Source organism: Streptomyces xiamenensis, assembly GCF_000993785.3.
Taxonomy (GTDB): domain Bacteria; phylum Actinomycetota; class Actinomycetes; order Streptomycetales; family Streptomycetaceae; genus Streptomyces; species Streptomyces xiamenensis.
The window spans coordinates 194811-210229 of sequence record NZ_CP009922.3; the positions used below are offsets into that span (position 1 = coordinate 194811).

General features: G+C 70.2%; 11 protein-coding genes, 1 tRNA gene and 1 pseudogene. 7 read left to right on the plus strand and 6 right to left on the minus strand.

Annotated elements, in window-relative coordinates; translation table 11 throughout:
* The 3 genes from SXIM_RS00825 to SXIM_RS00835 all read right to left on the minus strand — a co-directional run bounded on the left by SXIM_RS00825 (position 1) and on the right by SXIM_RS00835 (position 3786).
* Positions 1-969 (minus strand): ABC transporter permease, encoded by a 969-nt coding sequence (locus tag SXIM_RS00825; RefSeq protein WP_030726727.1) that lies wholly within the window; start codon positions 967-969, stop codon positions 1-3.
* Positions 970-1052: 83 nt separating this feature from the next.
* Positions 1053-2657: an ABC transporter substrate-binding protein gene (locus SXIM_RS00830; RefSeq protein WP_046722647.1), complete on the minus strand. Its 1605-nt coding sequence runs from the start codon at positions 2655-2657 to the stop codon at positions 1053-1055.
* Positions 2658-2799: 142 nt separating this feature from the next.
* Entirely contained in the window at positions 2800-3786 is a 987-nt protein-coding gene (locus SXIM_RS00835; RefSeq protein ID WP_030726730.1) for an acetylxylan esterase, read from the minus strand.
* Positions 3787-3882: 96 nt separating this feature from the next.
* On the opposite strand from SXIM_RS00835, the gene SXIM_RS00840 reads away from it, so the two are divergent.
* Positions 3883-5337 (plus strand): lipase maturation factor family protein, encoded by a 1455-nt coding sequence (locus SXIM_RS00840; RefSeq protein ID WP_046722648.1) that lies wholly within the window; start codon positions 3883-3885, stop codon positions 5335-5337.
* Between the two features lie 58 nt (positions 5338-5395).
* Positions 5396-5469, plus strand: a tRNA-Pro gene (locus SXIM_RS00845).
* 70 nt (positions 5470-5539) lie between these two features.
* Here the strand turns inward: SXIM_RS00845 and SXIM_RS00850 are convergent.
* The 3 genes and pseudogenes from SXIM_RS00850 to SXIM_RS27840 form a co-directional block, all read right to left on the minus strand.
* Positions 5540-6778: a tyrosine-type recombinase/integrase gene (locus tag SXIM_RS00850; protein WP_046722649.1), complete on the minus strand. Its 1239-nt coding sequence runs from the start codon at positions 6776-6778 to the stop codon at positions 5540-5542.
* Entirely contained in the window at positions 6778-7083 is a 306-nt protein-coding gene (locus tag SXIM_RS00855; RefSeq protein ID WP_246156803.1) for a helix-turn-helix transcriptional regulator, read from the minus strand. The genes SXIM_RS00850 and SXIM_RS00855 overlap by 1 nt, the downstream gene beginning before the upstream one ends.
* Before the next feature lie 520 nt (positions 7084-7603).
* Positions 7604-7921 (minus strand): annotated as a pseudogene (locus SXIM_RS27840) (SDR family oxidoreductase); the annotation flags it as partial.
* Between the two features lie 554 nt (positions 7922-8475).
* Here SXIM_RS27840 and SXIM_RS00865 point away from each other — a divergent pair.
* The 5 genes from SXIM_RS00865 (at position 8476) to SXIM_RS00880 (ending at position 15379) form a co-directional block, all read left to right on the plus strand.
* Positions 8476-9353, plus strand: a protein-coding gene (locus tag SXIM_RS00865) for an IS5 family transposase (protein ID WP_246156950.1) whose coding sequence is annotated in 2 segments (ribosomal slippage) — positions 8476-8823 and positions 8826-9353 — 876 coding nt in all. Because the reading frame shifts where the segments join, the coding sequence is not laid out codon by codon here.
* 355 nt (positions 9354-9708) lie between these two features.
* A complete protein-coding gene (gene fxlM, locus SXIM_RS00870; protein ID WP_168222736.1) occupies positions 9709-10929 on the plus strand; it encodes a methyltransferase, FxLD system in 1221 nt (406 codons plus the stop codon).
* Between the two features lie 123 nt (positions 10930-11052).
* Positions 11053-11226, plus strand: coding sequence for a hypothetical protein (locus SXIM_RS27180; protein WP_168222720.1), 174 nt, complete (start codon positions 11053-11055; stop codon positions 11224-11226).
* A gap of 119 nt (positions 11227-11345) precedes the next feature.
* Positions 11346-14159, plus strand: a complete 2814-nt coding sequence (locus SXIM_RS00875; protein WP_168222737.1) for a lantibiotic dehydratase — start codon at positions 11346-11348, stop codon at positions 14157-14159.
* Complete coding sequence (locus tag SXIM_RS00880) at positions 14156-15379, plus strand: lanthionine synthetase C family protein (RefSeq protein WP_218941152.1); 1224 nt, start codon at positions 14156-14158, stop codon at positions 15377-15379. The genes SXIM_RS00875 and SXIM_RS00880 overlap by 4 nt, the downstream gene beginning before the upstream one ends.
* Positions 15380-15419 lie beyond the last annotated feature (40 nt).

The window sequence follows — 15419 nt, forward strand, 5'->3', positions numbered from 1 at the left end:
TCACATCCCGTCGTGGTCGACGCGCGGGTCGGCCAGCCCGTACAGGAGGTCGGCGAGCAGGTTGCCGGCCAGGACGGCGAGCGCCGAGATCACGGTGAGCGCGGCCAGCAGCGGGAAGTCGGCGGCGGTGGCGGCCCGTACGGTCGCCGAGGCCATGCCGGGCCAGCTGAAGACGGTCTCCACCAGCAGGGCGCCGGTGATGAGTTCGGGCACGCGGGTGCCGATGAGGGTGAGGACGGGGAGCAGGCCGGAGCGCAGGGCGTGGCCGAGCAGCACGGTGCGTTCGCCGATGCCGCGGGCGCGGGCGCCGCGTACCGGGTCCTCGCCGAGCGCGTCCAGGACGCCCTGCCGGGTGTAGAGGACGAACCACGGCAGTTGGGAGATGGCGAGCACGGCGACGGGCAGCACCAGGTGGCGGGCGACGGCGCCCGCGGTGACCGTGTCCGAGCCGGTGTCGGTGAGGCCGCCGGCCGGCAGCACGCCGAGCTGGAGGGCGAAGAACCAGATGGCGAGGAGCGCGAGCCAGAAGGGCGGGGCGGCCTGCAGGACGTAGCTCAGGGAGCTGACACAGCGGTCCAGGACGGAGCCGGGGCGGCGGGCCGCGAGGACGCCGAGCGCGGTGCCCAGGGTGAGGGAGATGACGAACGCGGTGCCGCACAGCAGCAGGGACCAGCCGGCGCGTTCGGCGATGACCTGGGTGACGGGCTGGCGCAGGGTCAGGGACTGGCCGAGGTCGCCGGTGAGGGCGGAGCGCAGCCAGGCCCACCACTGTTCGGCGAAGCCGCCGGAGGCTGCGAGGTTCGCGCGCAGGGTGTCGAGGGTGTCCTGGGAGGCGCCGAGGGCGTCGGAGCCGACGTACTGGCGTACCGGGTCGAAGGGCGAGGCGGCGGCGACGGCGAACATGCCGAGCGTGACCACGGCGAGGACCGGGACGGCGGCCAGCGCGCGGCGGCCGGCGAGCCGGGCCATGGCGGCCCAGGGCGGCCCGGAACGGTCCGGGCCCGTACCGCGCGCGCGGCCGGTAAGGGCCCGGGCCTCGGTGCCGGCGGTGGTCACGGACGGATCGTCCATTCCTCGACGTTCCACCAGGGGCCGTGGCCGAGTCCGTGGTCGTGCGGTTCGACCTGGGTGGTGACGTTCTCCCAGGCGTCCCTCATCACGTACATGTGGTCGATGTGGGTGAGGAAGGTGTAGCCGGGGTCGGCGGCGAACTCGCGCTGCACGGCGTCATAGGCGGCGGACCGTTCCGCGGGGTCGGCGCTGCGGCGTCCGAGGTCGAGCTGTGCGTCGACGGCCGGGTTGTCGTAGTGGCCCATGTTGTTCCAGCCGTCGCCGGCCAGCGAGGAGGCCAGCAGGCCGTACAGCTCGAAGTCGGGGTCGGCGGGGTCGCCGCCGCCGGAGAGCACGGCGTCGGTGGCCAGGCGGCCCTCGATGACCTCCCAGGAACCGGACTCCACGGTGATGTCGACGCCGATCTCCCTGGCGTCCGAGGCGTAGGCGAGGGCGTGTTCCTGGCGCAGCCGGTCGCCGGCCGGGTACCACAGGGTGAAGGCGGCGCGCTGTCCGTCCTTGGCGCGGATGCCGTCACCGCCCGCCTCCCAGCCGCCCTCCTCCAGCAGCCGGACTGCGGCCTCGGGGTCGTACGGGCGCTCGGTGCCCCGCGCGAACCAGTCGCTGGCGGTGGGAACCGGGCCGTACGCGGCGTGGCCGGCTCCGGTGAGGATGCTGTCGACCATCAGTTCGCGGTTGGCGGCCAGGTCGAGGGCGCGGCGGATGTCGCGGTCGCCGGTGACGGGGTGGCCGGTGGGCAGGGTCACGGCGCGGAAGTCGGCGCTCTCGGCCTGGAGGGTGGTGAGGCCGGGCTCGCCGTCGAAGGTGGCGGCGAGGTTGGGGGGCAGGACGGCGGCGTCGAGGTCCCCGGTGCGCAGCCGGGTGGCGCGGACGTCGTCGTCGGGGATGACGGCCATGGTGAGCCGGGTGACGTCGGGTGCGCCGCCCCAGTAGTCGGGGTTCGCCTCGAAGGTGAGGCGTTCGCCCCTGGTCCAGCCGGTCAGCAGGTAGGGGCCGGTGCCGACGGGTTCGGTGTTGTAGGGGCCGGTGTTGATGTCCTGGCCGGCGGCGGCGTGGGCGGCGGCGATGGGCAGCACGGTGCGCTCGGCGAACGGCGCGTAGGGGTAGCCGAGGGTGAAGACGACGGTGTGCTCGTCGGGGGCCTCGACCGACTCCACGGCGTCGAGTTCGTCCTTGTTGGGGTTGAGGGTGGTGTCGTCGAGGATCGTCTCGTAGGTGAAGACGACATCCTCGGCGGTGAAGGGCTCGCCGTCGCTGAAGGTGATGTCCTCGCGCAGCGGATAGGTGTAGGTGAGTCCGTCGTCGCTGACCTCGGGGAGGGCGGCGGCGAGGGCCGGTTGGAGGTTCATTCCGGCGTCGCGGCGCAGCAGGCCGTCGAAGATCTTGGAGTTCCCGTCCTTGCCGTAGCCGAGCAGCGGGCTGAGGGTGTCGGGCTCGTTCGCGATGCCGACGACCAGGGAGTCAGCGCCGCCCGGGGCACCGTCGTCGCCGTTGTCGCCTTCGGAGGGCGTGGAGCAGGCGGCGAGCGCCAGCAGTGAGCCGGCGGCGAGTGCCGCGACCGCCGTACGTACGGTCCGGGCCGTCATGTGCACCTTCTTCTGATCACCAGACGCTCCTGCAAAACGTTCGCAATTAAATCGCACGCGCAGGAGACGGGGAAGGGCGAGCCGGGTGACGGACATGACACCGCCCCCGGTGGATGACCGGGGGCGGTGGGGGGAAGAGTGATCAGCTCAGCGTCGCGCCGCCGAGCCCTCGGGCCCCGAGCCAGCGCAGCTGCTCGACCGGCTGCGAGGCCCGGCCGCCCGCGTGGTCGCCGAACTGCCAGACGGTGATGTCCTTCTCGCCGGCGTAGCGGTTGTAGGCGGCGAAGACGGTGGAGGGCGGGCAGACGGGGTCCATCAGGGCCACGCTGAAGAGGGTGGGCGCGCCGGCCCGCGGGGCGAAGTGCAGCCCGTCGAAGTAGCTCAGGGTACGGAAGGCCCGGTCCGGGTTCTCCCGCTGGTGGACCCCGAGGTAGTCGGCTATCTCGGGATAGGGGCCGGCGCTCGCGATGTCGGCGGAGCGCCGGTAGTGGCACAGGAACGGCACGTCGACCAGCGCCGCCGCCACCGCGTCGCCCAACAGACCGGCGGTGGACAGGGCGAGCCCGCCACCCTGGCTGCCGCCGGCCACGATGACGCGGGCGGGGTCGATGGCTGGGTGCTCGCGCAGCGCGTCGACCGCGCGGACGCAGTCGGTCATGATCCGGCGGTAGTAGTAGTGCTCCGGATCCTCGATGCCGCGGGTCATGAAGCCCCTGACGTGCTGCGGGAAGGGCACCGGGTCCGGGTCGGGAGTGTCGTGGCCCTGGCCGCGGCTGTCCACGATCAGGTGCGCGTACCCGGCGGCGCTCCACAGCAGGTGCTCGGTGTGCAGCCCGCGCCCACCGCTGTACCCGATGTACTGCACCACCGCGGGCAGCGGTCCCCGCGCGCCGCGCGGCAGCAGCAGCCAGGCGGCGATGGGCTGGCCGCCCCAGCCGGGGAACCGCACGTCGAAGACATCGACAGCGGCCAGCGGCGAGTCGGTGACCGGGGTGTAGGTGGCGGGCTGCCCGGCGGCGGCGCGCGCGGTGGCCAGGGTCCTGGCCCAGAAGTCGTCGAAGTCGGCAGGGGCCGGCACCTCGGGACGGTACTCGCGCAGCTCATCGAGCGGCAGATCGGTCAGCGGCATCAGGGTCCTCGTTTTCTCGCTGGTCAAGCGCTTACCAGGACAGAAGCCAAGCCGCAGTTCCCGCCGTGGTCAACGGGTGGATGATACGGATACGGCATGGAGTGGTTCGGCGACCCCGACGCCTGGCTCAGCAGAATGGTGATCCAGCGCGGACTGGCCCTGATCTACCTGCTCGCCTTCCTCGGGGCGCTGCGGGAGTTCCGCCCGCTGGCCGGGGAGCGGGGCATCACCCCGGCGCCGTCCTTCCTGCGGGCCGTGCGGTTCCGGGACGCCCCCGGCCTCCTCTCGCTCGGCTACACCGACCGCCGGCTGACCGTGGTGGCCGCAGCCGGCGCAGCGCTGGCGGCAGCGGTGGCCCTGGGCGCGGCGGACGCGGTACCGCTGTGGACGTCGATGCTGCTGTGGTTCGTTCTGTGGGCGCTGTATCTGTCCATCGTGAACATCGGCCAGGTCTGGTACGCGTTCGGCTGGGAGACGCTGCTGCTGGAGGCGGGCTTCGTGGCGATCTTCCTGGGCAACGCGCGGATCGACCCGCCGGTGCCCACCCTGTACCTGCTGATCTGGCTGGTCTTCCGGGTCGAACTGGGCGCCGGACTGATCAAATGGCGCGGTGACCGCTGCTGGCGGCGGCTGACCTGCCTGTACTACCACCACGAGACCCAGCCGATGCCCGGCCCGCTCAGCTGGTGGTTCCACCACCTGCCCCGGCCGCTGCACCGGGTGGAGACTGCCGCCAACCACGTGGCCCAGCTGATCGTCCCCTTCGCCCTGTTCGCACCGCAGCCGGTGGGCAGCTGGGCGGCCGCGGTGGTGATCGTGACCCAGCTGTGGCTGATCGCCTCGGGGAACTTCGCCTGGCTCAACTGGCTCACCCTGCTGCTGGCCGTGGCGGCGGTGGACGGCGCCCTGGCGGCCCGCCACCTGCCCCTGCCGGCCCCACCGGGGGGCGGCCAGGGCGAGGCCCCGGTGTGGTTCGCCGTTCTGGTCGGGGCGGTGACGGTGCTGATCGCCGTGCTCAGCTACTGGCCGGTCCGCAACCTCCTCTCCCCCGCCCAGGCGATGAACCGGTCCTTCAACAGCCTCCATCTGGTCAACACCTACGGAGCGTTCGGGACCGTGACCCGGCAGCGGTACGAGGTGGTCCTGGAGGGCACCGACGACCCGGAGCCGGGCACGCTCACCCAGTGGCGGGCGTACGAGTTCCACGGCAAGCCGGGAGCGGTGCACCACAGGCCGCGCCAGTTCGCCCCGTTCCATCTGCGCCTGGACTGGCTCATGTGGTTCGCGGCCCTCACTCCCGGCTACCCGGCCCCCTGGCTCCCCCGCCTCGTCGACCGCCTCCTGGCCGGCGACCGCCCCACCCTGCGCCTGCTGCGCGTCAACCCCTTCCCCGACACCCCGCCCACGTACATCAGGGCCCGCCTGTACCGCTACCGCTTCACCACCCGGGCGGAACGCCGCACCACCCGCGCCTGGTGGCACCGCACCGAGCTGGGCGATCACCTCCCGCCCCGGCGCCGCCAACAGCCACCCGGAGCAAGCACCAGCTGAAATGCGGTATGGTTCTACTGCACGCAGACGAGGGGCAAAGCCCCAGGTCACAAGGCACCGGGACGTGGCGCAGCTTGGTAGCGCACTTGACTGGGGGTCAAGGGGTCGCAGGTTCAAATCCTGTCGTCCCGACGGTGCGAAGGGCCGGTGAGCCGGGAGAATCCTCCCAGCTCACCGGCCCTTTCCACGCTCGGATCCGGGTTCACCGGACGACGCGCAGATGCCGCTGAGGCCTCTCCTTTGGGACCACTTTGGGACCAGCCGCCTCCCGGCCCTCCGCGAGGTGAGCTGCCAGGGCCATTCCGGCCTCCCCGATGGCCCGGCGGTCGGGATGCAGATACCGCTGCGTGGTGGCCAGCGATCCGTGCCCGGCGATCAGCCGCAGCACATGCACCTTGACCCCCGCGTCGGCCATCCACGTCAGCCCGGTGTGCCGCAGATCGTGACGGCGCAGATGTTCGTATCCGAGAGCGACGACGACCTCGTCCCAGTGCGTGGCGTCACGCAGGACGGCGGTGGTGATCCTCCCGCCCCTGGGTCCGGTGAACAGGCGGGCCATGGGCCGGTATCCGACGGCTTCCAGGCGCTGGATCACCAGGGGCCGGATCTGCGGGATGATCGGCACCGTCCGCCGCCGCTTGCCCTTGGTCGCCTTGTCCATCAGCCCACCGGGGCCAGGCGTGGTCTGGCGGCACACATCCCACTCCCAGGTGCGGGTGTCGATGTCCTTGGTCCGCACCCCGGACGTCTCACCGATCCGTGCTGCGGTGCAGGCAGTGAACTTCACGGCGCTCCCCCAGCCGGCGTACTGGTCGGCCGATCGCTCGACGAGGGCCTGGGCGAGTTCCTCCAGGGCCTGCCAGTCCCGCAGGGCAAGTGAGCGCGGGTCATCCAGTTCGTCCTCGGCACGCTTGAACTCGCCATTCCAGCCCGTGATCCTGGCCGGGTTGATGTCGATGATGCCGTCGCGCACCGCCTGTTCCATTACCCGCACCAGCGCGGCGAGGGTGTTCTTGACGGTGGACATGCCGCAGCCATCGGCGATCCACCCGTAGGCGGCACGGTCCACGGTCCCGGCGAAGATGTCCCGCACTTCCAGATGCCCGAGTGTGGGAACGATCCGAAGGCGCCATCCGGCACCGTAGGGATCCATGGATTTCGCTTCCAGGCCCCGCATCGCTAGGGCCCATTCACTCTCCCCGTATTCGGCGAGTTTCGCCGCCGCACGATCCGGTGTGATGCCCCGGTTCGCCGCCCGGCGCATGCGCTGCAGCCACTGTTCGGCCGCGTCTTCATCCGGCAGCATTTCCGAGCGGGACAGGCGGCGCCGGGTTTCCGGATCGAACCAGCGCACACGGGCCCGGAAAGGATTGGGATTGCCTTCCCGGAACTCGATGTCCTCCGACAGTTTCACCCCCATCGGAGGCAGCCGCACCATCATCAGGCAGCCACGTCAGGGACGATACGGCGTGAGGCCAGCCAGGCTTCGACATCGGGCGCGCTGTACACCGTCGTCCGCGACGTCAGCCGCACGAACGGCGGCCCCTGAAGAGGCGATACCGTCCGCCACCGCCGCAGCGTCGAAGCATCCACACCTATCAAGGCGGCGACCTCTTCAGTCGTATACCAGCCCTGGTGAAGAAGATCACCGGGACCATCAGGACTCCCCTGTTCCCCGTCCCGTCCCAAAAGCCCGGCCAAATGCGCGAGCGTCACCACATTGCTGCCCCGAGTGAATTTCCGCACAAGAACTCCTTCCGGCCCGCCCACCCAATCTGAGCAGGCAGCCCGGAACATTAGCCACGAAAATCCGGCCACCCCAACAAACGTGATACAAGTTCTCCTGGGGCAGAATCACCATCCCGAAAATCACCAGCCAGCGACCGCTCAATCTCATACGGTCCCATAGCCAAGGCAACCAACGGACTCATAATCCGTCGGCCGTGAGTTCGAGTCCCACCCGCCCCACCCCGGCCTGCGGTTTCTCCCGAAGGCCCGCGTCTCCCGTGGCGCACCAAGATCATGACTTGGCCCCCTGCTGACCCCAAATGTTCGGCCGACAGTGCGAAGGGCACGTTCCCCCCACTGGCAACGATTCACACCACCTACCCGACGGCCGTCATCACCTCGGCAACCGCCGGCATGGCCCCCAGTGAGCCACGAGCTGGACCGGTGAGCGAGCCATGCGTGGTGACGCGGGCGAACCCCGGCTCTGCCCGGGGGCCGGCCGGGTTCGCCGGCGTCGGGACGGCACAGGGTCAGCGGGTGGTGTAGCCACTGACCTGGTGAACCACCAGCCTTCGGTGACCGGGAACCTGATGATCGGGACGATGTCCTGAATCTGGGTGAGCTGGTTGCCCATCGCCTGCGACTTGTGGAATGCCACGCGCCCCGGTGTCTCCTGGCCGTAGAAGGACGGCGTGTCCATCGGCCCCGGGGCCACCGTGTTCACGGAGATCCAGCGGTCTGCGAACTCCTTGGCTGCCGCCCGCGTGAAGCGCTCCAGCGGCGCCTTGCCTCCGGTATAGGTACGGCAGAGCCAACCACAGCCAGCGAGTCCTCTACTCATCGATGTTCTGACCACAGCCTGGGCTTCCCACAGCCCTTCTAGTCCTCCGTCCTCCGTCGCCGAACCCGTTCGGAGCCTGTGCTACGGATGGACCAAACAAGATCGATCATCCGGCTGACTAGCAACAATAGCCGTCTGCCCTGGGTACTCTCCGTCGCGCATACCACCGGCAGGCCAGCAATCAGCCTAATGACAACGTAACCAGCCGGAAGTGACTGATCGCTGAAGTGAGTGGCGCAGGCAAGGCAAGCTCCCGTGACAGGATCAATCAAGGAGAGGGTTCCGCCCTGCGCGATCTTCACGAGTCGAGGTCGGCGGGCCATCACAAGCCTGCCCCTTTCCCCAGCCTGATCTGGTCCCTATTCGACGGGACGGTGCCTTCCGGTTTATGACGGAAGAGTCTCCTGCGCGACCGCGCTGATCAACACATCGAAGGGGGGACCTGGTCATGGCTGGGCCGTGGCGGGGCCAACGGCGACCCACCTCCGCTCGCGCGGAGAGCACCCTTTTTGACCTGGGCTTCTAAGGCGTGTTTGAGATGTTGATCAAGGGTGTGGAACGATCAGGGAGTGGCTCGTGGAGATCTGACGGACGAACAGTGGGCTCGGCTGGAGGCGGTATTGCCGCCGCTGCCGAGGATGGGGCGGAAGCCGCGGGATCGGAGGCAGTGCTTCGACGGGATCTGGTGGCGGGCTCGCACGGGTTCTCCGTGGCGGGATGTGCCCGAGCGATACGGGCCGTGGGAGACCGCGTACACGCTCTTCCGGCGCTGGCAGATCGACGGGACCTGGGCCCGCGTTCTGAAGAAGTTGCAGGTCAAGGCCGATGCGGCCGGACACATCGAATGGGAGGTGTCCGTCGACTCGACGATCTGCCGGGCACACCAGCACGCCGCCGGGGCCCGGAAAAGGGGGTTGACGATCCGGGCCGGGCGCGCGAGGACGGCCTTGCGGCCGAGCCGGCCGACCATGCGATCGGACGCTCGCGCGGCGTCCTGACGACCAAGATCCATCTCGCCGTCGACTCCTCCTTCCACGTTCTTGCCGCTGTCATCACCGCCGGACAGCGAGGCGACGCCCCGGTGTTCACCGAGGTCATGGACCGCATCCGGGTGCCACTGCCCGGCGGCGGACGACCGCGCGTCCGCCCGGACCACGTCCTGGCCGACCGGGCGTACTCCTCCCGGCAGATCCGCGAGTACCTGCGCCACCGGCAGATCCAGCACACCATCCCGGAGAAACGCGATCAGGCCGGCCACCGTCTCCGCCGGGGCTCGGCGGGCGGCCGCCCGCCAGGATTCGACCGCGAGATGTACAAGCGCAGAAACCGGGTCGAGTGCCGGATAGGCCTCTTGAAACAGGCCAGAGGCGTCGCGACACGCTACGACAAACTCGCTGTCCGTTACGAAGCGACGGTCCAACTCACCCTTATACGCCAAGCACTGTAACCACATCTCAAACACGCCTTAGTCCAGACACAGGCCGACACCACCGGCTTCGTCGTCCTCCATCAGTGGGCTGAGATCCTAGAGCGGCACTTCCCGCTGCCCGACACCAACCAGACCACCGAGTAGTACGACCACGGGCGCCCCCGCTGGGCCGACCATGTGGCCGGACATCGGGCGCCTCCAGGCGATGTCGCGATCTCCGGCCTGGCTTTGACAACGCGCCGCGGTGGTCCGACTCATTTCGGACTGTGTTCACTCGGATACTCTCTCAAGAACAGAGTCCATGAGGGTGTTCCCAGCGACTGACACGTCAGATGTGCAGACAAGGCCCGTCGGGTTGAGGAAAGGAAGCCGCGTGAGCGAGACCGGCGTGGGCACGGAAGCGCCAGATGTGCTGCGCAAGCGGATGGTCGCCAATCTGCGGGCGCGGGGTGCGATCGCCTCCGACGAGGTGGCGGACGCCTTTCTCACGGTGCCGCGGCACCTGTTCGCCCCAGAGGTGTCCGCAACGGAGGTGTACGCGGCGTCGGAGGCCGTCTTCATCAAATACGACTCCCGTGGTAAGCCCGTCAGTTCGATCTCGGCGCCCTGGCTGCAAGCCCGGATGCTGGAGGCGGCGGGGGTGGCTCCCGGCATGAGGGTGCTGGAAGTGGGCTCGGGCGGTTGCAACGCGGCGCTGCTGGCGGAGCTGGTCGGCGAGGAAGGGTCGGTGACCTCCGTGGATATCGACCCGGACATCACCGCGCGGGCACGGACGTTCCTCGGCGAGGCCGGCTACTCCCAAGTCCAAGTCCAGCAGGCGGACGGCGCGCAGCCGCTCCCGGGCGCTCCCGAGGGCGGGTTCGACCGGATCATCGTCACGGTCGGCGCGGCTGACCTGGTGCCGGCGTGGGTAGACCAACTTGCCGCGGACGGGCGTCTGGTGGTTCCGCTGCGGTTCCGTGGTTTGTCCCGCACGATCGCGTTTGCCCGCGAGGAGGACCATCTGCGTTCCGACACGCTGATCCGATCCGGATTCGTGTCGATCCAGGGCGGCAGCGCGCACGCCCCGCGCAGCGTACGGCTGGCAGGCCGGGATGTGCGGCTGGTCGTGGACGAGAACCAGGAAGCTGACGCGGACGCACTGGTCGAGGCGTTCGCCGGCCCCCGGCACGAGCGGTGGACCGGTGTGGAGTTGGGCGAGCAGGAGGGGTTGCTGCCCCGGCTGGAGGTCTGGCTCGCGGGCGCGGTAGCGCCGTATGGGCGGTTGCGGGCCACGCAGGAGGCGGCCGAGCGCGGCCTGATCGGCTGGGTGCTAGAGCGGGGGATGCCCGCCGCGTGGGACCACGGCTCACTGGCCTACCTCACCCTGCGCTCGGCACCACATGCGGATTCAGGGCGCTACGAGCTGGGCATCATCTCCCATGGTCCGGACCGCGAACAGCTCGCGTCACGTCTGAGCGATGCTGTCGTCCGGTTCGACCGCGAGGCCAGGAACGAGGGGGAGCCCGTCGTGCGCGCCCACCGGCGCGACAATGACAAGGTCCTCCACGGGGTGACCGTCGACAAGCCGAGCACGCGCTTGACGATCGCCTGACGACGCGGGTCCGTCCGCAGCGGGCGGACCCGGAATCCACGCCTGCCGGCAACGAGACCGGGGGCTTGAGTGGAGGGAGTTCAGATGGCAGCACCAACAACTCGGGAACATTCGCCCGTAGAAGTGAGTGAGCTGCCCGCAGAGCTGGCCGACATCTTCGACCTGGACCCCATCGGACAGGACATCGGCACGCTGGGGGTCTGGCTCGGCGGCGACGATGATGACGACGATGACGGCGACACCACGGGGGATGGCTGCGGGGAGTCACCGCCGCAGGGCCCGTCGACCGGCTGCTGACAGCGGGGTGGCCCCCGGAGCTGGGCACGCGCACGGCGGGTGCCCAGCCTGCCCTTGACTTTCGGCGCGATGAGCGGACGGTGTTGATGCGCAGGCTCTTCGATCCCCACCCCGTGGCGATGGCCCGAATCCCCCTCCGCCCCGCCGCCGCCCCGGCCGAGGAGAGCAGCGGTCTGCTGGACGAAGGCGTGTTCCTGGCCAGCCGGAGTGCCGCGCGGGCCGACGGCACCGAGCGCGGACAGGTGACCCGCCGCGGTTACGACCTGCGCTCCCGTACCCGGACCACCCCGAACGGAGTCTTCGCCGCTGTCGCTCCCGCCCCCTTCGCCAGCTCCATGCCGGTCTTGCGTCTGGGGAGCGCTCACCGGACCGTGACGGGTCTCAGCCCCGCCTGGCTGATTGCCGTAGCCACCCGGCTACTCCACGAGGAACCGGATCTGCTGCCCGCACTGACCCTCACCTCCGCTTCCATGATCATGAAGCGGGGTCAGCGGTTGGAGGTTGAGACCCTCACCCCACGAGGGCCGCAGCTGAGCAGCGTGCGTGCTACCGCGGTCTCGCGCCGACTGCTGGAGGCCAGCCGCGGCGGAGTACCGGCTGCCGAGTTGCTGGCGGAACTTCAGCGACGCCACCCCGGAGCCGGGGAACCGGCGGTCCGACGCGCCATCCTCGACATGATCGACACCAGTCTGCTGCTGACCGACCTGCTCCCCGCTGATTTGCGGGACCAGCCGCTGCACCACCTGTTGGCCAGGCTGCCGTCGACCGCCGGCGCGCGGCACGCCCTGTCCCTTCTCGCCCGGCTGTTGGCCCAGTGCGATACACAGCCGCCCGGCTCCCCACCGCGACGGCGCCGACTTGAAGAGGCCCGCGCACTGGCGGACCAGCTGTACGAAACGGGCCGTCCGCTGGTGGTGGACACGGTTGCCGATGCCGAGATCACCCTGCCTCCCACTGTGGGCGAGCAGGCCGCCCAAGCCGCCTCCGTGCTGTGGCGCATCGGACACCGTAGTGGGGCGCTGACGGACTATCATCGGCGCTTTCGCACCGCTTACGGACACCAGCGGCTTGTGCCGCTGCGCGAACTCCTCGATCCTGTCACCGGCCTCGGCCCGCCCGGGCCACACGATGGGCTCGGCGCCGAGGAAGAGCCAGACGGACGCCGTACCGCAATCCTCGCCCGCCTCCTGGCCGACGCCCTCGCCGAAGGCAAGGACGAACTCGTACTGAGTGACGATCACATCGACCAGCTCGCGCACAACTCGCCGCTGCCTCCACCACGCAGCGCCGAAATCCACATCCAGCTGCTGCGCGGCACCGGCCGGGTGCGTCTGGCGGTCTGCTCCGGCACCGGCTCCCAGACCGCCGGGGCCTCGCCCGGCCGCTGGCACCGCTGGCTGCCCGAACTCATCCCCGGCGAAGCCGCCGACAGCGGCAGCGGTCCCATGGTCGCCGAGATCGTCGGTCGCCCCCGCACGGCCGCAGCCGGCGCCCTGACCGCCGAGACCGGTGCGGCGCGCTGGCGCATCCCCCTTGACGTTCCCACCCGAGACGGCGACCTGCTGCCGGACGAACTCGCGGTGACCACCACCGGAACCCACCTGCAACTGTGGTCCACCCGCTACCAACGGCCGGTCCTCCCCGTGCTCTACAACCGCCTCACCCCCCGCCACCTGCCGTCAGCCGCGTATCTCCTCTACTTGCTCGGCCAGACCGGAACCCGCCCCTGGCACCCGTGGAACTGGGCCCCGCTCGACTGCTGGCCCCACACCCCGCGTGTGCGCTACCGCGACATCCTGCTCGCCCCCGCCCGCTGGCGCCTGCCCGACCACCTCACCACCGCAGCGGGCGACCGCGCCGCCTTCGCACAACGCCTCGCCGCCTGGCGCACCAACAGCCTCCCGGGGCCCCCACCCGTTCTCGTCGCCGAGGAAGCCGACCGCCGCCTTCCCCTCGATCTGCGCCAGGACAACCACCGGGAACTGCTGCGCCGCAGCGTACGCCGAGGCACCCGCTTCCTGGCGGAACCCGTCGCCCCTCCCGAAGAACTGGCCGTCATGGACGGTCCGCACGGACAGCGCCACCTGATCGACCTCGTCGTCCCCCTCACCCGGCGCCACGACCCCCGCCCCACACCGCCGGACCCTCGAACAACACGCCGCGCCCCCGGCACCGACATCCATCTGCCCGGCAGCACGTGGCTCTCCGCCGCCCTGGCCGCGCCCGCTCACCTTCACGACACCGTCCTGACCGCACTCATCCCGCTGCTCAGCGGACTTCCCGACAAGGTGGAACGCTGGTTCTGGCTGCGCTACACCACCCCCGCCCTGGGCCCCCACCTGCGGGTGCGCTTCCACGCCGACCCTCACACCTTGGCCACCCGTGTCCAGCCCCAACTCGCCCACCTCGCGGAACGCTTACAAAAACAGGGACTCCTGCGCCCCGCCGCCCTTCACCTGGAGCCGTACGAGCGGGAGACCGAACGCTACGGCGGGCCCCAGGCCATCACCCCGGCCGAGACGGTCTTCTGCGCCGACAGCCGTCTCGCCCTGGCCACCCTTCCCCACACCAAGGACGAACGGCTCCTGATCGCCGCGGCAGGGGCCGCCGACATCGCCCGTACCCTCGCCCCCGCCGAACCCCGTACCGCCTTGCGGCCCGGCCGCCTCACCCAGGATGAGCGCCGCCACCGTGACACTTTGCGCCCCCGCCTCGCGGTCGGCACGGACGGCCTTCTACCCGTCCACCTGATGGCCTTCCGCGCCGCGCGCCACGCGGCGTTCCTCGCCTACCGCGATGTGCTCGACGAGGACTCCGCCGCGCGGTGCGCCAGCGACGTCATCCACCTCCACGCCAACCGCATGCTCGGCACCGACCCCGGGGCCGAGCGGATCGCGCGCACCCTGGCCGCCGACCTTCTCCACCGCCCGTGAACACCACCCTCAGCACCCGGGCCGCCCAGGCAGCGATGAACATCGCCCACGAGCTGCGTGACCCCGAAACCGTCACCGCGACTCTGTCTGATCGGGCCGCCCACACCCTGTGCTACGGGCTCGCCGGCACCGCCCTCCTCCATGCCTGCCTCACGGACACCGAACCCAGCTCCCCGACCACAGCGGCAGCCCACTGGAGAGCCGCCGGCCGCCTGCTGGGCACCGCACCCCCCGACGGCATCCACACCGGCCCCGGCGCCCTCGCCGCCTCCCTGATCATCGGCACCGGATACCTGCCACCCCACGACCCCCACCACGCCCTGGTCCCCCGCGCCACGACCTGGCTCTCGGCACGCGCCACCGCGCTCACCCGCCACTACCATCAACGCGCCGAGCAACAGCAAGCCACGCCCTGGGTGATCTACGACGCCATCAAAGGACTCACCGGCATCGGTCGTGCCCTCCTCGCCGCCCACACCCGTGGCTACGGCGGCGAAGCCGAACCAGGACTGCGCGCCGCGCTGGACGCGCTCACCCACCTGATCCTCACCCCCATCGGAACTCGACCGGGCTGGTGGCTCCCCGCCGACCTCCACCCACCCACCGTCAAGGTGCCGGCCACCGGCGCCGCCACCACCGGCCTCGCCCACGGAATCGCCGGACCCCTCAGCCTTCTCTCCACAGCGCACCAGGCCCAACACACCGTCCCCGGACAGGACGACGCCATCAGGGCCGCCGGCGAATGGCTCCTCGCCTGGCAAACACCCCAGCGCACATGGCCACCCCACATCCCCGGACACGCCCTCGACAGAAACAGCAAAGCCACCACCCACGCGGAAGGACGCACCACTGCCTGGTGCTACGGCACCCCCGGTATCGCCAGGGCCCTCGAAATCGCCAGCCGTGCCGTCGGCGACCGCGCTTTCCACCGAGCCGCCACACAAGCCATGGCCGCACTCGCCACCCGCCCACCAGAAGACTGGGACACCGAAGGCACAGCCCTCTGCCACGGCAGCGCCGGCATCCTCCACACCGCCCAGCGACTACACCAACCGAACCTGGCAGACCGCGCCACTTACCTCACGCTGAACACCCCCCACTCCAGAACACCCGGCTTCCTCACCGGACGAGCTGGCACCGCACTGGCACTGGCCGACTACGCGGGACTGCTGCCCACCTCCCCCGCTGAAAGCTGGGACTGCCTCCTCCTGCTGTCCTAAAGCGTGTTACAGAACGGCTTTTGTGCAGACCAGGAACGGG

Coding starts and splice junctions, on each gene's coding strand:
- SXIM_RS00825 (WP_030726727.1), bottom strand. CDS start 969: ATGGCCCGGCTCGCCGGCCGCCGCGCGCTGGCCGCCGTCCCGGTCCTC.
- SXIM_RS00875 (WP_168222737.1), top strand. CDS start 11,346: ATGGCCCGAATCCCCCTCCGCCCCGCCGCCGCCCCGGCCGAGGAGAGC.
- SXIM_RS00830 (WP_046722647.1), bottom strand. CDS start 2,657: ATGACGGCCCGGACCGTACGTACGGCGGTCGCGGCACTCGCCGCCGGC.
- SXIM_RS00840 (WP_046722648.1), top strand. CDS start 3,883: ATGGAGTGGTTCGGCGACCCCGACGCCTGGCTCAGCAGAATGGTGATC.
- SXIM_RS00835 (WP_030726730.1), bottom strand. CDS start 3,786: ATGCCGCTGACCGATCTGCCGCTCGATGAGCTGCGCGAGTACCGTCCC.
- SXIM_RS00850 (WP_046722649.1), bottom strand. CDS start 6,778: ATGATGGTGCGGCTGCCTCCGATGGGGGTGAAACTGTCGGAGGACATC.